Origin of the sequence: Bacillus pinisoli, from assembly GCF_023036475.1 — a bacterium.
Classification (GTDB): Bacteria; Bacillota; Bacilli; order Bacillales; family SA4; genus Bacillus_BS; species Bacillus_BS pinisoli.
This window is the reverse complement of the sequence record NZ_JAJQKI010000005.1, coordinates 64534-85329: the sequence shown is the minus strand read 5'-3', so window position 1 is coordinate 85329 and position 20796 is coordinate 64534. Positions and strand designations below refer to the sequence as shown.

General features: G+C 38.6%; 14 protein-coding genes. 11 read left to right on the top strand and 3 right to left on the bottom strand.

Annotation, left to right across the window (positions count from 1 at the left end; all coding sequences use genetic code 11):
* Nucleotides 1-93 precede the first annotated feature (93 nt).
* The 7 genes from LT143_RS09450 (at nt 94) to LT143_RS09420 (ending at nt 9582) form a co-directional block, all read left to right on the top strand.
* Nucleotides 94-1548, top strand: coding sequence for a S41 family peptidase (locus LT143_RS09450; protein WP_246942684.1), 1455 nt, complete (start codon nt 94-96; stop codon nt 1546-1548).
* Between the two features lie 501 nt (nt 1549-2049).
* Complete coding sequence (locus LT143_RS20560) at nt 2050-3240, top strand: PDZ domain-containing protein (RefSeq protein ID WP_246942682.1); 1191 nt, start codon at nt 2050-2052, stop codon at nt 3238-3240.
* 174 nt (nt 3241-3414) lie between these two features.
* The gene (yfkAB, locus tag LT143_RS09440) at nt 3415-4521 is read left to right on the top strand and encodes a radical SAM/CxCxxxxC motif protein YfkAB (RefSeq protein ID WP_246942680.1); all 1107 of its coding nucleotides are present in this window, start codon (nt 3415-3417) and stop codon (nt 4519-4521) included.
* A gap of 131 nt (nt 4522-4652) precedes the next feature.
* A complete protein-coding gene (locus LT143_RS09435) occupies nt 4653-5669 on the top strand; it encodes a hypothetical protein (protein WP_246942678.1) in 1017 nt (338 codons plus the stop codon).
* A 237-nt stretch (nt 5670-5906) separates the two neighbouring features.
* Nucleotides 5907-8030 (top strand): histidine kinase, encoded by a 2124-nt coding sequence (locus tag LT143_RS09430; RefSeq protein ID WP_246942676.1) that lies wholly within the window; start codon nt 5907-5909, stop codon nt 8028-8030.
* Complete coding sequence (locus LT143_RS09425) at nt 8027-8764, top strand: LytR/AlgR family response regulator transcription factor (protein WP_246942674.1); 738 nt, start codon at nt 8027-8029, stop codon at nt 8762-8764. Before LT143_RS09430 ends, LT143_RS09425 begins: the two co-directional genes overlap by 4 nt.
* Nucleotides 8765-8967: 203 nt before the next feature.
* Entirely contained in the window at nt 8968-9582 is a 615-nt protein-coding gene (locus tag LT143_RS09420) for an HD-GYP domain-containing protein (protein WP_246942671.1), read from the top strand.
* A gap of 171 nt (nt 9583-9753) precedes the next feature.
* Here LT143_RS09420 and LT143_RS09415 read toward each other — a convergent pair whose 3' ends face one another.
* Entirely contained in the window at nt 9754-9912 is a 159-nt protein-coding gene (locus tag LT143_RS09415; protein WP_246942669.1) for a hypothetical protein, read from the bottom strand.
* A 757-nt stretch (nt 9913-10669) separates the two neighbouring features.
* Between LT143_RS09415 and LT143_RS09410 the strand changes: the two genes are divergently transcribed.
* Complete coding sequence (locus tag LT143_RS09410) at nt 10670-12070, top strand: AGE family epimerase/isomerase (RefSeq protein ID WP_246942667.1); 1401 nt, start codon at nt 10670-10672, stop codon at nt 12068-12070.
* A gap of 73 nt (nt 12071-12143) precedes the next feature.
* Nucleotides 12144-15422: a hypothetical protein gene (locus tag LT143_RS09405; protein WP_246942665.1), complete on the top strand. Its 3279-nt coding sequence runs from the start codon at nt 12144-12146 to the stop codon at nt 15420-15422.
* Nucleotides 15423-15495: 73 nt separating this feature from the next.
* On the opposite strand, the gene LT143_RS09400 is transcribed toward LT143_RS09405, so the two are convergent.
* Both LT143_RS09400 and LT143_RS09395 read right to left on the bottom strand, forming a co-directional pair.
* Entirely contained in the window at nt 15496-15633 is a 138-nt protein-coding gene (locus LT143_RS09400; protein ID WP_246942662.1) for a YjcZ family sporulation protein, read from the bottom strand.
* Nucleotides 15634-15670: 37 nt separating this feature from the next.
* A complete protein-coding gene (locus LT143_RS09395; protein ID WP_246942660.1) occupies nt 15671-15766 on the bottom strand; it encodes a YjcZ family sporulation protein in 96 nt (31 codons plus the stop codon).
* Between the two features lie 286 nt (nt 15767-16052).
* On the opposite strand from LT143_RS09395, the gene LT143_RS09390 reads away from it, so the two are divergent.
* On the top strand, nt 16053-18944 hold the full coding sequence (locus LT143_RS09390) for an EAL domain-containing protein (protein WP_246942658.1): 2892 nt from the start codon (nt 16053-16055) through the stop codon (nt 18942-18944).
* Nucleotides 18945-19057: 113 nt separating this feature from the next.
* The gene (locus LT143_RS09385) at nt 19058-20713 is read left to right on the top strand and encodes a glycerol-3-phosphate dehydrogenase/oxidase (RefSeq protein ID WP_246942656.1); all 1656 of its coding nucleotides are present in this window, start codon (nt 19058-19060) and stop codon (nt 20711-20713) included.
* The last annotated feature ends 83 nt before the right edge of the window (nt 20714-20796 follow it).

Genomic DNA, 20796 nt, shown 5'->3' with positions numbered 1-20796 from the left:
CTAAGCAAAATGACTTGATGCTAGCCAAGTTTTTCTAAAAAGCTTAAAATAATACATAACGTGTATCTTGGATCATGGGTGAGGAGGATTTAGATGAATAAACGAATTACAGCATTATTGATGGCAATATCTCTAATTGTCGGCAGTGGAGCCACTTATTTTGTCCTAGATCAGTTTGGACAGCCTAGTCAAACAAGCATCCAGCTGGGGAAAGAGGAAGCAAGTGAAGGTGTTCAAGGTGAGGCTACATCTGCTGCGGGTCTTGAAAAAGTAAAGCAAGCCTATGATTTGATCTCAGATAATTATGTGGAAGAAGTGGATAGTACTGAGCTGATTGAAGGTGCCATCCAAGGGATGATTAGCACTTTAAAGGATCCGTATTCAGTTTATATGGATAAGGAAACAGCTGATCAGTTCAACCAAACATTAGAATCCTCCTTTGAAGGAATTGGTGCTGAAGTTAGTATGATGGATGGTAAAGTAACGATTGTGGCGCCGTTTAAAGATTCACCAGCTGAAAAAGCAGGTTTAAAACCGAATGACCAAGTCATTAAAGTTGATGGTGAGAGTATTGAAGGCCTAGACTTGTATGAAGCGGTTTTGAAAATCCGTGGTGAAAAAGGGACGACAGTTAAGCTTGATATCCTTCGTCCAGGCTCAACGGAAGTAATCTCAATAGATGTGATTAGAGACGAGATTCCACTTGAAACCGTATATCCGGAAATGAAGGAGTTTCAAGGTAAAAAGATTGGTTATATTGAAGTAACATCCTTCGGTGAAGACACGGCTCCTGATTTTGAAAAGGCTGTGGAAGACCTTGAAGATAAAGGAATGGAAGGGCTAGTTATTGACGTACGTGGTAACCCAGGTGGTTATTTACAAAGTGTTGAACAAATGTTGAAGATGTTCATCACAAAAGATAAGCCTTACGTTCAAATTGAACAACGAAATGGTGAAAAAGAGCGTTATTTCTCTTCTATTACTGAAAAGAAACCTTATCCAATTTCGGTCTTAATTGATGAAGGTAGTGCATCTGCTTCAGAAATTTTGGCGGGCGCGATGAAGGAAGCGGGAGGCTATGAACTCGTTGGTAAGAAGACGTTTGGTAAGGGAACAGTTCAACAAGCGGTACCAATGGGGGATGGAAGTAATATTAAGCTGACCTACTTCAAATGGTTAACGTCTGATGGAAACTGGATTCATGAAACAGGAATTGAGCCAACGATTCCAGTTGATCAACCATCGTATTTCTATGCAAATCCAATTTCGATTGAAAAAGAATTAACATTTGATATGAATAACGAGCAAGTGAAGAACGCTCAAGTGATGTTAAAAGGACTAGGATTTGAGCCAGGTCGTGAGGACGGATACTTCAGCAAGGAAACAGAGACAGCTGTTAAGGCGTTCCAACAATCTGTTGGCTTAGAGCAAACGGGCGTTATTTCTAAAGAGACGGCAGGAAAGCTTCAACAGACACTTGTTGAAAAAGTGCGTGAACCAGAAAACGATCGTCAGTTAGAGACAGCTTTAAAAGTCTTATTCAAATAATAGCAGGATTTTCATAGAAAATTGTCGAAAGTATACCTCAATCGGGGTATACTTTTTTTAAGGCTCTTTTCTAAAACTTTGTTGCTTTTCATTCTTAAATTTTAGCAATTTCGCCATATTTAATATGACTACACTGATTTTTTAAAGCTTAGAAAAGAGGAACTCTCTAAATTTAAAGCAGAGATTTTATACTAATAAGTAAAAATCGGCTTTTGGGATTTTTATAACAATCTATACGAAAACAGCCTTCTTTAATAGGAAAACATAAGGGGCTTGTGCATATTAATCCGGCTCCAGCACTCAGCCCCTCGAGTCAAATAACCCTTTGACAAATAAAAGGAAACACCGCCTTTTCTTTGTCAAAGGAACATTTGTTTTTCGGGGCTAAACGGGGCGCTTGCGCCTTTTGGTCTTATGGCAATAAAAAACAATTACTATTTGTCAATAATTTGATAAAATAAAATATTATATAGGTCGGTAATGGACAAGGTGGTGGGAAACGTGGAAAACTGGTTGGTGGATATTTTGAAGGGGATTGGTGTATTTTTCGTACATCCCTTATTTTACTTCTTTCTTTTGCTTACAGTGGTAATGGGGTATCGACGGGTGAAAAAGGAACGTAGTTTTTTTCATGTACGTATTTTTGATACGATTAGTGAAACGAAGCTCATGCTAACAGCCGGGTTATTTGCTGGATTAGTCATCTCGCTTTTGACGATTGGTGTTGGGTTTGTTCTTCCAGTCGGTGGAGTGGTCCTGATTGCCGCTGTTACACTAGTGCTCGGATTAACATTCCGTCTACGGTTACTATCCCCTGCCTATGTTATGGGACTTGTGATTTTACTGTCGATGATTCTTCCTGAGTGGCAAACAGGACATGCTATAGTAGATGTACTTATTGCGGAGCTTGAGATAATTCATCCTACTACGCTAAGTGGATTGCTCGCGCTTCTTCTCATTGCTGAAGGGTTCTTGATTATGAAAGATGGTTCACGGATTAGTACACCTAGACTTGAAACAAGTAAGCGGGGAAGAATGATCGGTTCGCATCTATCTAATTTATTATGGATGCTACCTGTTTTTATCCTATTACCTGGCGCACCCGTTACATCTGTGTTCCCTTGGTGGCCATTATTGTCAGTAGGTCAGCAATCTTTTGCACTCTGCCTGTTGCCATTTGGAATTGGATTCTTCCAGAAGACACGTGGAAGTTTACCAAAAGGAGCCATTGTCTATACAGGTAAGCGAGTTATGGCTTTAGGAATGTTTATGGCGATCCTTGCCGTCACCACGTATTGGCTTCCTATGATGTCCATTGCTGTTGCGTTATTAGCGATGATTGGTAGAGAGCTTCTCACGATTCAACAGCGCGTGCAAGATGACGATCACCATTACTTTTCAAGACGAGATCAAGGATTGGTTATTCTCGGAATTATCCCTAAATCACCAGCTGAAAAAATGGCTCTACAAGTAGGAGAATTCATTACAAAAGTGAACGGAAGCCAAGTAAAAAGTGTAGAAGAGTTTTACTACGCCTTACAAAAGAATGCAGCCTTCGTTAAGCTAGAAGTCGTGGACCATAACGGAGAGCTCCGCCTCGTACAACGTGCACTATACGACGGTGAACATCATGAGTTAGGGATGTTGTTTGTACAGGATGAGAAGGTTGGTAAGGTAGAGCAGGTAGGTTGATGTTTTTTCGGAATACTACTTGCGTTATGAACATATAGGTTGAAGACAATGTTAATTTTTATTAATATTGTCTTTTTTGTTGTTATTCGGATATGGATAGCCATTTTCTAGAGTATAAATATTGATAGATGAATAGTATAATGGTGGTTGAAATTCAAAAAAAGGAAGTTTTATATGAAAAAGAAAATTACACCCATGTTTGACCCGTGGGAAGGCTATCTTGAATTGGAAGAAAGAGGGGCTCTGCAATTAACAAATGTCGAGTTTACCACAACAACCTTATGCAATATGCGCTGTGAGCATTGTGCAGTTGGATATACGCTAACAACGAAGGAAAGTAAAGGATTGCCAATAGACTTGATTCTTAAAAGGCTAGATGAAATACCGAATCTGCGATGTATCAGCATTACAGGTGGAGAACCCATGCTGTCAAAGAGCTCGGTAAAAGAGTATGTCATGCCTTTGTTAAAATACGCACATGAACGTGATGTGTACACGCAAATGAATTCCAATTTAACAATCGAGCTTGAAAAATATGAGAAGCTAATACCTTATTTAGATGTATTACATATTTCTCATAACTGGGGTACAGTTGAGGATTTTATGGAAGTGGGCTTTGCAAAGATGGATAAAAAGCCGTCCTTGGTCCAAAGGGAAAGGCTATTTACTAGAATGATAGAAAATAGCAAGGCATTATCTCGTTCAGGGGTCATGGTATCTGCAGAAACGATGTTAAATAAGAGAACCTTTCCTTATTTAGAGTCGATTCATAAGCAAATTGTCGATGAGATGGAGTGCGGGCGACACGAAGTTCATCCTATGTACCCAAGTGACTACGCGAGTTCACTAGAATCTTTAACATTGAATGAGATACGCGAGGGTATTGATCGCTTACTTACAACTCGAAATGAGGATACGTGGATGCTGTTTGGTACGTTGCCTTTTTATCCTTGTAATCAAGATAAAGAAGACATTGATTTCTTACATCGATTAAGAAATGCTAAAAACGTTACCGTACGAAATGACCCAGACGGACGCACGAGATTAAATGTTAATGTGTTCACGGGTGATGTAATTGTCACCGACTTCGGAGATACCCCGCCATTAGGTAATATCCAGAATGACCGTTTACTAGATTCATATGACAAATGGCAACAGACAGACATTGCTAAATCTCTAAATTGTCATTGTCCATCTGTTAAGTGTTTAGGTCCTAATATACTCGTGAAGAATTTGTATTATCCGGGTGTTGATTTTACGAGTAGGACGTCTGTTATTTAGAGTCACCATGCTGGGAACCGCGTCATAACTAACGATAATGAAAGTCATTACTTAGATGTAGTGACTTTCTATTTAATTTGAACGTATTTATGTCTTTAATAGAGTTAAAATGTTGAGAGGAGTGAACGGTAATGAAAAAAATCTTATATGCTTTAATGGGTTTATCTATATTTTTTACCGCTGCTTGTGGTACAGGTACTCATGAAAAGGAAACTGACACATCTGATACAAGTAGTTTAGGTGAGGAATCTAAGAAATCTAATCAGACAGAGAATGAAAATGCAGTAGGTAAAAAAGAACTTGAACGAGAAGAAAAGAAAACAAAACAAGCGGTAATAGAAAAGGTTTACTCACCTCGAACAGGCTACACCTATGTATATGAAAAATACAGTTCAGAAGGAACCTGGCTGAACGAGAAGATTGTGAGAGAAGTTTTATTTGAAGAAGATGGATTTACGCAAATCCTAGTTACTGATCCAAATGGAGAAAAAAGTACCGAATTTTACTATGAAGACGAAGATGGATTTTATCAAGTAATGTATACGGATGGAGAGCACTTAGAGAACAGGATTGAGGCTGTAAAAGAAAAAGACCGAATTTTATTAATAAGATATCCATTAGAGGTTGGGAGTAAATGGGATGATTCATACGGGAACTCATATGAAATTACCAGCTTGGACCAAGAACCAGATTTCTTTTCATATATAGAAGTAGACGAGACACTATTGAATGAGAAAAACGACATGTTCTCTAAGAATGTGTCCATCTCAAAAGTATATAAAGCAACAGGAATGTTTGGACCCTCTAAAACATATATCTCAGGTCTAGGATTAATACTTCATCCCGATTATTTTTCGAATGAATCAGCTGATTACGAAGGTGATTTTTATTCTTTGTCCAAAGTCTATGCAGGTGCGTCACAGGAGCTTGCTATTGATGAGGACCTAATCGAATTGGGTAAGCAGAGAGTAAGAGAAACAATAGGAGATGAACCTGACTGGGAAGAAGGATACGAAATCCATTATGCATACGAGGAAGATGGAGGGCTACTCTATCAAGTATCTAAAGTAGTGGATACAGGTCGTGTTTCTATTTATGACACTTACATTTTTTACCCGGAGACAGAAGAAGTCGTTTCACTACGTTAAAATAAATTCGGGTGGTGCCTGTCACCACCCGAATTTTCTTGTTTCACAGTAATTGTTCCACGAGTATATAGAAAGAGTTAGGTTCATGAACCTAACTCTTTCTTTGTATTTTTTCTTTGTATTTATTTTTTGTACCTATATGTAATTAAATAGCCAAATATTACTACGGTGATTCCATTAAAAAGGTGCGAAATTTGTCGATAATAGTAGAAATAATGGTTTTATGGGGTGGCTGGGTTGTCGTCTAATAGTTTTATACTTATATCTTTTATTATTATATTTTTGGGTGTTTTTGCTGCCTTTTTACTTTTTAGACGTGCACAACATTCTAAGATTTGGTTGATAGCGGCTTCTGTTACACAGGGATTAAGTATCACCTGCATGCACTTTGTGGGGATGCTGACGATTCATAACCACGATATTACCTACAATGTAGATTACTTGCACCTTTCTATCATCACTTCCATTCTATTTTCGTATGTAGGTTTATTTTTAATAAAGATAGGAAAAGAGAGAAAGTTTGTTTTGGTATTAGGAGGATTGACATTAGGATTAGGTGTTTATGCGCTTCATGTAATGGCATTAGAAGCGATTGCCCCCGTTACGATCCTATACCACATAAATGGTACGACGTTATTTTTTGGAGCCTTGCTTCCTTTTACTTTGACGGGACTTGTTTTTTATGGACAAAGGGCGGGAACTGTCATTAAGCGTAGTTTAGTAGGGAGTCTATTATTTTCGATTGGTACGATTACTCTTCATTACTACAGTATGGCATCCATTCATGCCCATCAGTTTATTACTAATGATTCTGACATTACGGAAAGTACAGCAGTAGTGCTCGGGATTATTTACTCGATTATTTTAATTTTAATGATGGTTTTATTATACGTTGCTTACCTTGACCGGAAATATGCAGAGAAGGTAGCAGAAAATACGACTGTAGAAGAAGCAAATGCTCACCTCACCACCATACTCGAATCCATTCAAAACGGAATAGCTGTATTTAGTGCAAATGGTGATATTACGTTTATTAATGAATTAGGGAAAAAAATTCTATCATTATCAGACAAAGAAATCGCCGGGAAAAAGTTTCACTCACCACTATGGGACTTTTATTTGCCAAATGGAGAACCGGTAGCATTTGATCAACGGCTATATAATTTAATTAAGCAAACGAAGCGCTCCATTTCTAATTATGAATTAATTTATCAGAAAAAGTTCCAACATCCTGTATTACTAACAATGAACGGCTCTCCTTATTTTAATAAAGCTGGTGAGGTGCAAGAAGTAATCATTTCATTTTCGGATATTACCGAGAAGCGGAGCCAGGAGATTGAGCTTTTTGAGAAAAAAAGCAAGATTGAAGCGATGTACAAAAATACTTCATTTGGCATTTTGTTATTAGATTTTCAGGCTACTATATTGGAGGCCAATCCAGTTATTGAGGAGATGCTTGGATTTTCTATTGAAGAACTCAATGAGAAAAGTCAAAAGTACTTTTTTAAAAAGGTATTTCCTGCAGCGATGAAAAAATTGCTTCCTAAAGGTCAATTTTTCCAAATTGAACAACAGTTTAGTCATAAAGATGGTTCACCAAGATGGGGGAAGCTGACGATTTCCTTGATCTCACTTTCCGAAAGTGATGCGGAACCTTATATTCTTTGTATTGCGGAAGACACGACGAAAGCAAGAGAGATGGAGATTTCACACTTATTGAAGGATGCCGAACTACGAGTATTACAATCTCAGATTCACCCTCATTTCTTATTTAACACGTTGAACTCCATTGTTAGTTTAATTCGTGTCCAACCAGATTGTGCAAGGCATATTACCGTACAACTCGCTAACTATATGAGACTAAATGTGCAGCATACAGAAGTAGATTTAGTTCCATTATCAAAGGAACTCGAGCATCTTCAAGCGTATTTAGAAATCATTACTATTCGTTTTGGAGAAAAAATTAAGATTGTGGTGGATGGGCTGAGTCCAGATGACTACAAAGATGTTTTTATACCGCCGTTTACCCTTCAGCCACTTGTTGAAAATAGTATTGAACATGGATTATCGACAAGGCGTGAGGGAGGAGTCATTTCCATCTCGTTAACTCCTAAAAATGGAGGAATAGAGGCTTCAATTAAGGATAACGGAACTGGAATAAAGGACGAAATAATAAAGCAGTTAGGACATGTTAGGGTGTCAAGTAAAGATGGTAACGGAGTCGGAGTATACAACGTCAATCAGCGTTTGGTCATGCTGCTTGGAGGAGAATCGGGGCTAGCTATATCGTCTGAGGAAGGTCGCGGTACTTCAATTACCTTCTTTTTACCAATAAAAAACGAAAGGATGGAAGCAGTATGATTAAGGTCATGATTGCCGAGGATGAGAGACTGGCACGTGATGAGTTGGAGTACTTACTTAAACAAGAATCTGATCTTCAGTTGTTACCAAGTGCGGGTGATGGGAAAGAGCTTTTAGCTTTAGTCGATGAGCATCATCCTGATGTTATTTTTATGGACGTTCGTATGCCGGAAATGGAAGGAACAAAAGCGGCAGCGCTGCTTAGCTCTAAACCAGGTGGTGGCCCCTTAATCGTGTTTTGTACGGCTTTTGAACAATTCGCTCTAGAGGCATTTGGATTAAATGCCGTCGATTATCTTTTAAAGCCTTATGAGGTATTAAGACTAAAAGAATGTTTAAAACGTGTAAGAGAACGATACCATTCCATTCACGCGCAAACTAGTCCAGCACCTGGGATTGATCGAATTGTGGTGGAAGAAGGAGAAAATATTATTATTCTTGAACCAAAGGATATTATTTTTGCTGAAAAGGATGAAAAACATCTCATTATTCATACAGGTAAGCGAAAAGTAAAAACCAGAATGTCTATTCAACAATTTGAGGATTCCTTCAATAAAAATCAACAGTTTTTAAAACCTCATCGTAGCTACTTGGTTAATATTGACCATATTAATGAGATTAGACCATGGATGAACGGAGCTTACAATATTGTGTTAAGAGAGGATCAAGATACAAGAATCCCGGTTTCACGAACCTCTATTAAGACAGTGTTGTCGGTTCTGAATCAGAAGTAAAGAGCTAAGATGGCAATGGTTAAAGAGTTTGAGCTCTTATTCCGAAAAGCAAGTGTTCTTGGTTAACCGTTAGTAACTAAAATTCGACAATTCATGTGCACATCATTACATTTCCATCTGTAATAAACTGTAATGGTGTAGTTTCAATTATTATATAAGGAGCAGCATAATCGACGAAAGTAGAGGATGGAGGCGGAGGGAGCTTGATTGATTCTTTAAAATTAGATAAGCGGGTAAAAAACTTACTGCTCATTTTGAGGGAAAAAGATTTGGTTACCTACAGGCATTCAGTCCGTGTTGCAAACATTGTCCATTTTATATGCGTAGAATGGGAGCTACCTAATGTTGAATTGATAACTCGTTCGGCATTATTACACGATATTGGTAAACTCAGAATTCCTACTCATATCTTGGATAAAAACGCTAAGTTAAATGAGGAAGAATGGACACTGATGAAGAATCATGCAAGTGATAGCTTCGATATTCTTCATTCACTTTTCTCACCAGATGAAATAGATTTTCAAATGATCCGACATCATCATGAAAATGAAGATGGGACAGGTTATCCAGTCGGTTTAAAATCTACCAACATTTCATATAACACAAAGCTTATTAGGATTATAGATAGCTATGAGGCAATGACGGGAATTAGACCTTATAGAAAACCGTTAACGAAAGAGGATGCTATTGGAGAGTTAAAGCGATATAGTGGGATTTACTACGATCGTGATATGCTTGAGCGTTTTCATTACACCATTAATAAAGAAGTGTCAGCTGTCGCGAAATCGTCGTATGTTGTAGGTAGTCATATTCTGTAGAGACGCGACCGAGTGAAACCGCAACTTACTAGTTTCCGCTTGTACAAACTAAATACTCACAACCTATGGACGAACTGTTCATAGGTTTTTTCATGTATGTTAAGGAATTAATGGAAGAGAACTAGCATTGAAGTAGGTCGTAAATACCACCTATTATAGGATGGCAGGACTTCAATTTTGCTTTTTCACATCATCCAATCGAGCCAAAATGACTTTTGCAAACCTACCGTCCAATGCTTCAAGCGGGTATAGCTCAACATTCCCTGAATCATAAATAAAAACAATCTTATAAAGTTTATCATTATAAACGACAATTTCGCCTATCTTCATAGTCTGGACCCCATTAATTTTACATTTACATTTGCAGAAATTCTCTTTTATAAAATCTTATTTCGTATTATTGTTGCTTTCGTAAAAATTCCAAAAGCCGGAGAGTTATATCTCAGAACAGGTAGGTTAGAAAACAACAAAGTCTTAGAAAACATTCATGAGCAACTGCTCTCAACCCATATATGAAAATTAGCTACCTTCTTAAATGAAGATTTTTTTCACAGAAAAGAGCCTTAATAAAAGAGCAACCGAAGTACCTCGTTAGGAGTTTTGTCCTGTTTTTGACAATTCTTATCTGAAAAATAGTTATATAGTAACAGTAGCATAATTCGACAAAATTGTTTATTGGGAAACTTACCTCAAAAAAACATCACTTAACTATCATTTTTTACGACTTTTCATCATTTTTTTCCTAAAAAGCCCCCTTTTGCACCATTTGAGATGTGCTCAATTACACTCCAACGTTTAATCACCCTCTAGAGAGGTAACTCTATGAATAAGGAAACAAGATGCAAAAGGAAAAAATAATGCATAAGGAAACAAAAATGCATAAAGAAACAAAAATGCTTCAACACATTAAAGGAGTGGGGGCCAGGCCCCCGGTGCGGTGAAGGGATAAAGTAACTGATGAAAAATAGGTGCGTTTATGAGAGCTAGGTTTGTGTGGGGGATGTTTGGTTTGTTGGTTTTGGGGTGTGTTATTGGTTTTAGTTCTAGCTGGGATGGCAGTGTGAGAAGTAGTTATTCGGAGGCTGAGTTGGAGGAACGAAGGGAGCTGGCGTTGAGTTGGTTGGCGCGGCAGTTGGATCCTATTGTTTATCCGGTGCAGATTGAGTTTATTGATAGATATGATGTAGATTATTCAGGTCGTATAGAAGGAAGGGTGGCACTTGAGTCTCTGTTTGCTAGTAAGGAAGACTCTGCTGAGGTGAATCTTGCTGATTATGAGGTGTGGATTTATTCTTTGGCTTCTAAACAAGCGCTTGAACCTGTTTTGCCGGAGCTTCAAGAAAAGCTGTCGATACGGCAAGATGGCACCTTCGAATCGGGTTGGTCTGCCAAAGGAAAGAAGATTGCGAGAGTGGTGGAAAAGAAGAGTGGCTTGATGGTAGGGACGACTGAGGTCACACTTTATCCATTAATCCGTTCTTATTTTGTTCCTACAGATGACCCGATGAGTAGAACGGGAATTGCGCGAAGAAGCTGGCTTTATGATAATGCCTTGGCTGTCATTTCTTTTTCGTTAGCGGCTGACCAGGAACGAGCCGAGTCTATTCTAAAAAGCTTAGAGAAGTTACAGAATGCGGATGGTTCTTTTGGGTTTGCTTTTGATGTGTATGATGGTGTCTTGGATGAAACGAAGCGAAGTGGATCGATTGCGTGGATGGGTGATGCGGTAGTTAAGTATGAAGCAGCTTTTGGAGATTCCTCTTATCGCCATATGGCAGAGGCGATTGCTGCGTTTCTATATACTCAACAGAATCCTGAGACAGGAAGTATAAAGGGTGGTCCTGATACAGATTGGTATTCAACCGAGCATAATATTGATGCCTATTTCTTCTTTAGAGATTTCGCCAGCTTAACCGGAGAGAATCAATATGCTGAAATCGCAAAGGACATTAAACAGGCACTATTACAACACCATTGGAATGAAGACGAAGAGAGATTTAATCAAGGGATTGATGATTTGGCTGAAGCACTTGATGCCAACTCATGGGGTGCTATCTTTTTACAAGCTATTGGTAGGGAAGACTTAGTAGAATTAGCTATAAATTACATAGATACCTTTAAGGTTGAAAATGCCACAATGTTGTCTAGTTCCAACCTATCCACCTATAATAGGGCCTATTCAACCAATCATCCCTTAATGGGGTACAAACCATATGGTAAAGGCTACGATCAACCACCGAGCATCGTCTGGACTGAGGGGACATGGGGAGTGATTAACCTTCTCATGAGGGAAAATCAGCCCGTCGATGACCTACTACATTCCATGTTTGCCATGCAAGAGGCAGATCCATTTGGAGGGATTGTTTACAGTAACGAAAGGATTGCTGAAACACCATACCAGTTCTATGTCTGGCCAGCAGTTGCAAGCACCGCGTGGCAATATATTACGTTGGAAAATCCACGTGCAATATGGGATGATAAGAAGTAGAATAAGAGAGAAATTTGACAAAAGAATTCTCGATTGTCACTCTCGAAATGTTACATAGATAAAGGGTGTTGAAATGGAAGAGAACGTGAAAAGTAGAATACGGCTTTATATTTATTTTTTCGTGATGTTTGGAATTGTTGCGGTTATTACCTCGCCTTTTTGGCTGTGGTACATAAAAGCAGAAACAGAATTTAATGTGTTAATTGTAGATAAGACAGTTCCTGATTTTTCACATCGTGAACATAAAGGATTTACTTGGGTTTTAAATCAAAATAAGTATCAGCAAGCAGATCAAACGAACTATGATTATTCAACAGATTATGTCGGCTTTCATCCAAAAGAAGGACAAGCATATGACATTAAAGAATTGCCAGAAGACATGTCAGGCTATGATCTTTTGTATATTACAGATGGATATGGCGTGTATGAAGAAGAGTTTTATGGCTCCAATCAGCAAGGAGCTCGGTCTGAAAGCTTATATGGAGGTATGACGAGTGACGAAGTGGCCGCGATAAAAAATGCTGTGACAAAACATAATACGCCATTAATCGTCGAGTTTAATACATTTGCTAATCCTACCGAGCCAAAGGTTAGAGAGGAATTCTATGAATTACTAAATCTGAGATGGAGCGGTTGGATCGGTCGTTATTTTGTAGATTTAAGTAATGAAGAGGTACCTGTTTGGGTGAAGACGAACTATCAAACCCAAAATGACCGGACTTGGGACTACACTGGAAGTGGCTTAGTATTTGCCGATGAAAAAGATAAAATCGTGGTCATTGATCAAAACGGTCTACAAGAAGGCGGCGTGCTTTTTAACTATACAGAAAATGGCTATAAGCAGTTAAAGGGTAAAGGAGAAGAGACGTATAATTACTGGTTTGATATTGTGACAGCCTACAATGAAGAGGAGGTGCTAGCTACTTATACCCTCCCATTAAACGGTGAAGGGAAAAAGCAGCTACAGGACTATAATATACCTGAAGTGTTTCCGGCTGTTATCCATCAAAATTCCAGTATTCAGACGTACTATTTTGCCGGAGATTATGCTGATCAAGATGAGGTTCCGTCTTTATATCAGACAATCGGACTAAAGAAATGGCGAGAACATTTCTCCTCAGACCCTGAAGGAAGTACCGTGCCTTTTTATTGGAAGGTATACGTGCCGATGATGGACGGTATTCTACAGCAAATGATCAACAAGTCGTCAGAGGAAGCAAAAGCCAAGCCAAGCCAAGAAGTGAAGAACGACGAAGGTGTAAAACTAGTTGGGAAATCCGGTGAACAATATTTACAGGTTTATCGTGACGGAAAATGGGAGGACCTCTTAATTAAAGGGGTAAATATGGGGATTGCAAAACCCGGTACGTTCCCTGGCGAAGCCGCTATTACCAAGCAGGAATATGCAAGATGGTTCAAGCAAATCGGTGATATGAATGCTAACTCAATTCGTGTTTACACCGTTCATCCACCTGGATTTTACGAAGCCTTATATGAGTATAACCAAACGGCGGATGAACCTATTTACTTATTTCATGGTGTTTGGCTGAATGAGGAAGTTTTTAAGACGGGAGACGCATATCTAGAAACCACTGTGAAATCTTTCAAGGAGGAAATAGAACGTACTGTTGATTTATTACATGGTCAAGCCACTCTGCCTGAAAAATCAGGTCATGCTAGTGGAGAATATCATTTTGATCTATCTCCGTATGTCCTTGGTTATATATTAGGGGTTGAGTGGGATCCTCAATTTGTTTTGAGTACGAACGAGAAACATCCATCTAAAAAGGATTTCACTGGTAAATATATATACACCCAACTTGCTAATCCTTTTGAGATTTGGCTTGCTGAAATGATGGAGTTTACCATTGCATATGAGATGGAGAAATATGACTGGCAGCATTCGATGAGCTTTACAAACTGGGTAACAACTGATTTGCTTAAACATCCGAGTGAGACAGATTTGACAGAAGATATGGTGTCGATTAATCCAAATGTTATTCATTCAACGGATCAGTTTAAGGCTGGCCAATTTGCTTCTTATCATATTTACCCTTACTATCCTGAGTTCCTCAATCATCAAGAGAACTATGTCAATTATGTGGATCATCGAGGCGAAAAAAACAATTATGCTGGCTATCTAAATGAAATGAAACGTGTTCATTCGATGCCACTAGTTGTGGCCGAATTCGGTGTACCTGGCTCACGAGGCATTACCCATCTAAATGTACATGGCAAGGATCAAGGTGGACATTCTGAGCAGGAACAGGGGGAAATGGTAGTTGAATTATTCGAAGATATCGTTCAAGAGAAGTTAGCGGGTGGAATGGTATTTATTTGGCAAGATGAATGGTTTAAACGAACATGGAACACCATGCGATATGATAATCCAGATCGTCGTCCTTTCTGGTCTAATATCCAGACTAGTGAGCAGAATTATGGGCTACTGAGCTTTGACCCTAGTGAAAAAGGCTTTAAAATTAGGGTGGACGGAAATTCAGAAGAATGGGTTAATACTTCTGGCTTTCTATACGAGAATGAAGGGAAAGGGCCTATCAACAGTGTGGCGATGGATCACGATGAGCGTTATGTGTATGTAAAACTTGAATATGAAAATCCAATGGATTGGAAGAAAGAACGCTCATACGTTTTATTAAATACGATACCGAATCAAGGGCAATCTTCCGTTGCAAATGGAGTAGAGCAGGAAGCAACAGGTGTTGATTTTGTATTAGAGTTGACTGGTGAGGATATCTCAAGACTTGTAGTGGACAGCTATTATGATCCTTTTTATCATGAATTCGCTGTTGAATCCAATATGCTTGAAGAGAATCCAGCCATTGAAATGAAGAACAACGGAATCTACTCCCCAATTCGATTAGTCCTAAATTTTGAAACCGTTAGAACTCAAGGTGATGGGACTAAGAAGGTGATTCCATTAGAGTATGTCGAAACTGGAAAACTACAGTTCGGAAACGCAAACCCTGAAGACGATGACTACAATTCACTAACTGATTTGGCCGTAAGCGACGATCAAAAAACAGTGGAAGTCAGAATCCCTTGGATGATGTTGAACTTTAAAGATCCGTCTCAACATGAGATCATTGGTGATCTGTATTCAAACACTGCCTTGGACATTCCAAGTACCTTTATTGAGGGAATTAGAGTAGGAGTTGTCCATACCACAAGCGACAATGAGGTCTTACAAAGGTATCCAAACACTCTAACAGATGAGAGTTCCTATAAGATGTATCAATGGGAAAAGTGGGATGTACCACAGTTTAAAGAGAGATTGAAGAAATCGTACTATAAGATGCAAGAGTTGTATGGCAACATAAAGCAACCACGCTAGTTTTTCTAGCGTGGTTTTCCTTATACCTAGAAAAAAGACTGCCCGGGGAGCAGTCTTTTCTATGATCTAACCATTAGCACCAAGCGGCACCAACAATGATTAACAAGATGAATAAAACAACGATTAATGTGAAAGTGCTACCTCCATGATAAGCACCTGCTACTGGAGCTGTATAACCACAACCACCGAAACCATGACCATATCCGTGCATGAAAATTCCTCCTTCAATTTATTGTGAAAAAATCAAATTAGTATCCAACGTAAGCTGAACCAACAATGATTAACAGAATGAACAATACAACGATTAGTGCAAAACCTGCACCGTATCCACCAACTGCACTCATGATTACACCTCCAAGTACGTTTGTTATACTCTATGTGCCTCTGGCCTGTACCGGGTGGGTGTTTGCCCACTGTACAGAAAAATGGGCGTTCTGTTTTCGGAAAGGTATTTTAATAGGTAGGAGGTTAAAGCAAAATCTATACAAGAATAGTAAGCGAGAGAGCGCTACTGCCTAAATATGGAGTGTAAAATATTTGTAAAAGTTCTCAAATCTTCGGTTAAAGCATGTATAATAAAAAAACAAATAATGTCGAAACTTGAAAGAAGACATCGTGGGGTATTAAGACATGTTTAGTTCTGGCAGTAGAGCTCGAAAATTGATAGGTTATCTTTCTCTTACCATTCTTGCCATTATAGGGAATTATTTTAATATAGAACTTTTTCTAGGCATTCACTTTATCTTCGGTTCGGTGTTTGTCCTATTAATCGTTCATTATTACGGCTATAGATGGGCGATTCTTTCAGCCTTTCTTTCAGGGGTTTACACTATATTTTTGTGGGACCATCTTTTTGGCATGCTTTATTATGTTATGGAAGCTTTAATTGTGGGTATGCTCTACTACAAATTTAGAAAAAATTTAGTTATATGTGCTTTATTGTATTTTGTAGCAATTGGCATACCATTTTCTTATTTAACGAATATGGTTTTTCTACATCTTGACTACATGAATTCAACAATGATTATGTTGAAACAGGGAATTAACGCAATTCTAAATGTTGTCCTTGCTAACCTAGCAATTATTACTTTAGAAATGACAAAAATCGCGAACACCAGAAGAAGGATCTCTCTTCAAGAAATAACCCTGAATATGCTACTCATCTTCTTTTTAATACCAGTTGTTTCTGCGTTAATACTCATTGGTAAAGATGAGCTACAAGAGACAAAACAACATATAAAATATGAGATTGACGAAACGACGAATTTGTTAAAAACAAGAATTGAACAAATCCACGCAAATTCTCTTACTTCTTTATATACGGCCGCGAATAAAATCAATGTATACGGTTTAGAGAGTAAATCTGACATATATACGGAATTAATGGGCATAGTGAGCTCAAATCCTATGTATGAAGCTATTTATGTTAGTGATATTAATGGTAATGTTATCCAAAGCTATGGAAAGAATGCCTATAATTTTTATGAATTTGATTTCAATAATAGTTTTGGAAGTGCAGATGAACAAGGACGTCCCTATCTTTCAAATGTATTTATGTTAAGTCCATCACATCCGACTGTTTCCTTAACAGTACCTATTGTTTTCAATGGAAATCAAATCAAAGGATATGTTGTTGGGGTTATTAAACCATCCATATTTAAAAAAGCCATTCTTGACATGAAAAAGGACCTAGTAGATATCACCATTATTGATCGATTTGAGCAAATTGTTGCAACGAATAAGGACAATGATCAAAGAGACTCTCAAAAACTGCTAATAAGTAGTAATGAAGTCTTTTATAATACGGAACAGGGATCTAGCCTTGAAGACGCAGTTAACTTTCCACAAGAGTGGGCGGCACTGTCTTATAGTAAGGTAACACAGATAAGTAAGGAAATTCCTTGGAGTATACATGTGAAAGTTCCCCTAACTAAGTATGTTTCTAATTTGTATAACCAATTTATCAATTTATTTATTTTAGTTTTCATCGTTTCAGGCGTTACTGTAATCATCTCTTTCGTATTAAGTAAGTGGATTCAACGGTCTTTTGCCAAAATAGCCGATTTGACCACTAATTTACCTTCTAAGATTATGGAAAGTGATTCCATAACATGGCCTACTATGCATACGATGGAGCTAGGAGATATTGTTAGTAATTTTAAAACAACTGAACATAAGCTAAGAAACATGTTTACGGAAGTATATGAAGCGAAACAAAAGCTTGAGTTTTTGGCGCATTATGATCAATTAACCAAGCTTTATAATAAAACTTTTCTGCAACATTATTTCTCTGAAAATGAAGAAAAGCAATCGTTTCAAAGAATGGCTTTGTTTTTTATCGACCTAGACCGGTTTAAGATTGTCAATGACACATTAGGTCATGAATCAGGAGATGTATTACTACTCGAAGTGTCAGAACGAATCAAGGCAATGAGCAATAAAGAATATATTGTATCAAGAATGGGTGGAGATGAATTTATCATTCTGATCCCTGATTATCAGGATCTTGCTGAAATTGAATCGAAAGCTAAGCAAATAACATCATCCTTGTGTGAACCTTATAAGCTAAAGGGTAGTGAATATTTCTTATCGGCAAGTATTGGAATTAGTCTTTATCCGGAAAATGGTAAGCAACTCAATACATTAATTAAAAATGCGGATATCGCTATGTACACAGCGAAGGAATCTGGGAAAAATAATTATAAGTTTTATAATTCAGAGATTAACCTGGAGATTATTTCTAAAGTCGAAGTTGAAAATGAGTTAAGACAGGCGATTGAGAAAAATCAACTTGAACTGTATTATCAACCGCAGGTGAACTTAGAAACAGGCAAAATTGAAGGAGTAGAGGCTCTCGTTCGATGGTTCCATCCTACCCTTGGTTTTGTATCTCCAGGCTCGTTTATTCCTATTGCTGAAGAAACAGGATTAATCATTCCAATCGGGGAATGGATCCTAAACAAGGCTTGTAGAGATTTGAAAACCTTCCAACAAACAGGCGGAGATCAACTAACGATGTCAGTTAATATATCTATGAGTCAGTTCCTCCACAGCAAGCTATTACAGTCAGTTGCGGAGGCGATTAACAGTAGTGGCATTTCTCCTCGTCAACTAAAGCTTGAGATTACAGAAAGTGTGGCAATGTCACAGCCAGATCAGGTCATTAACAAGCTTGAGGAATTAAAGGAACTTGGACTTGAGTTGGCACTTGATGATTTTGGAACAGGGTATTCTTCTTTAAATTACTTAAAACGACTTCCTGTTGATGTGTTAAAAATAGACCGTGCATTTATTCAGGAAATTGATCAAGATGACGATGATATGATTATTGTCAAAGCATTAATTGAGGTTGCCCACAGTTTGGATATGGTTGTTATTGCCGAGGGTGTTGAAACGAAAGAGCAACAGGACATCTTGAGAACTATCAACTGCGATCAGATGCAAGGCTATTACTTTAGTAGACCTGTAGCCATGGATGAGCTAGAAATCATGTTAAAAGCGAAACCGACAGTCTTGCATTAGGCTGTTGGTTTTTTATTTAGGCTGCTATCGCAACACGTGGCAGTCATGCCGCGTTCGTTTGTTTTGGTCTCTTTTTGCGTTTACCGCGTAGAAATGAAATAGGAGGTAATCGTATGAATTTTTCTAGCCGAGATCGACAGCTTACCTTAGAAAGCTTATCTCAAACCAAGCTTGATGTATTAGTCGTTGGTGGAGGAATTACGGGTTGTGGAATTGCGTTAGACGCAACGACTCGTGGTTTCAAAACAGGTCTAGTCGACATGCAGGATTTTGCCGCAGGTACGTCAAGTCGTTCGACGAAGCTCGTACATGGCGGCTTACGTTACTTAAAGCAGTTTGAAGTAAAGATGGTTGCAGAGGTAGGGAAAGAACGAGAGATCGTGTATGAAAATGGACCACATGTGACAACACCCGAGTGGATGCTTCTTCCTCTTCATAAAGGAGGGACGTTTGGTAGATTGTCTACTTCTCTTGGTCTAAGAGTCTATGATTTTTTAGCTGGTGTAAAAAGAAGTGAACGTAGACGTATGTTAGGTGTGAAAGAAACGCTGGTGAATGAGCCGCTCATTAAAAAAGAGGGCTTAAAGGGTGCCGGATACTATGTGGAGTATCGAACAGATGATGCTAGGTTAACAATCGAGGTATTAAAAGAAGCTGTTCACCACGGTGCACAGGCCATTAATTATGCGCGGGTAGTTGAGTTGTTATATAAGAATGGCAAGGTCATTGGTGCTGAGGTTGAAGATCAAATTACAAAGAAACGGTATGAAATACGTGCGAAAAAAGTGGTGAATGCAACGGGACCGTGGGTAGATACGTTAAGGAAACAGGACCGGTCGAACAACGGTAAACACCTTCGTCTAACGAAGGGGGTTCATCTTGTCTTTGATCAGTCGAAATTTCCACTGAAGCAGGCCGTTTATTTTGACACACCTGATGGTCGAATGGTTTTTGCGATTCCTAGAGATGGGAAAACGTATGTCGGAACAACAGATACTTTTTTTGATGAAGAGCCGAGATATCCAAAAATGACCCAGGAGGATGCATGCTATATCATTGATGCGATTCGTTTTATGTTTCCTGAAGTAGACGTGAGTCCAGTTGATGTGGAGTCCAGCTGGGCAGGTGTTCGGCCTCTTATATATGAAGAAGGGAAAGACCCGTCGGAAATCTCACGTAAGGATGAGGTATGGGAGTCGGAATCAGGTCTTATTACGATCGCAGGAGGAAAGCTAACGGGCTATCGAAAAATGGCTGAGATGATAGTAGACCTCATTGTGGAAAGCTCTGTATTTAAGTATAGATCAACGTTAAAAAAAACGTGCCAGACCAAACAACTGCCGATTTCAGGCGGACATGTAAACGGGTCGAAAAATTTAAATACTTATATTGCTTCCCATGTAGAAAAAGCCATAGAGATGGGTTTTACGGAAGAGCAATACTTGTTACTGGCCCGTCGTTATGGTTCCAATATAGAAGAGCTGCTGGAGATCGCGACAACTTACAATCGTCATGAATCCAGATTGCCTTTAGAAGTGTATGTCCAAGTCGAATATAGTCTCAGGTCCGAGATGGCTTATAAACCGGTTGATTTTTTTATTAGGCGAACGGGTGCATTATTTTTTGAAATTGATTGGGTACAGAAATGGAAAAAGCCGGTCATTGAATACATGGCAAAGCAGTTAAAGTGGAAGGCAGAGCAAAAATACGCTTATATGAAAGAGCTGGAGCAAGAACAGAGTTACGCGACTACTCCTGATGAAAAATAAGATACTCCCACGGCTAGGTTTGGCTGTGGGATTTTTTACGTTTGTGCAATTAATCGGAGTTTGTGTGCAATTCGCTCGAAGTA

Coding starts and splice junctions, on each gene's coding strand:
- LT143_RS09435 (WP_246942678.1), top strand. CDS start 4,653: ATGAAAAAAATCTTATATGCTTTAATGGGTTTATCTATATTTTTTACC.
- LT143_RS09415 (WP_246942669.1), bottom strand. CDS start 9,912: ATGAAGATAGGCGAAATTGTCGTTTATAATGATAAACTTTATAAGATT.
- LT143_RS09405 (WP_246942665.1), top strand. CDS start 12,144: ATGGAAGAGAACGTGAAAAGTAGAATACGGCTTTATATTTATTTTTTC.
- LT143_RS09450 (WP_246942684.1), top strand. CDS start 94: ATGAATAAACGAATTACAGCATTATTGATGGCAATATCTCTAATTGTC.
- LT143_RS09390 (WP_246942658.1), top strand. CDS start 16,053: ATGTTTAGTTCTGGCAGTAGAGCTCGAAAATTGATAGGTTATCTTTCT.
- yfkAB (WP_246942680.1), top strand. CDS start 3,415: ATGAAAAAGAAAATTACACCCATGTTTGACCCGTGGGAAGGCTATCTT.
- LT143_RS09385 (WP_246942656.1), top strand. CDS start 19,058: ATGAATTTTTCTAGCCGAGATCGACAGCTTACCTTAGAAAGCTTATCT.
- LT143_RS09400 (WP_246942662.1), bottom strand. CDS start 15,633: ATGCACGGATATGGTCATGGTTTCGGTGGTTGTGGTTATACAGCTCCA.
- LT143_RS09395 (WP_246942660.1), bottom strand. CDS start 15,766: ATGAGTGCAGTTGGTGGATACGGTGCAGGTTTTGCACTAATCGTTGTA.
- LT143_RS09425 (WP_246942674.1), top strand. CDS start 8,027: ATGATTAAGGTCATGATTGCCGAGGATGAGAGACTGGCACGTGATGAG.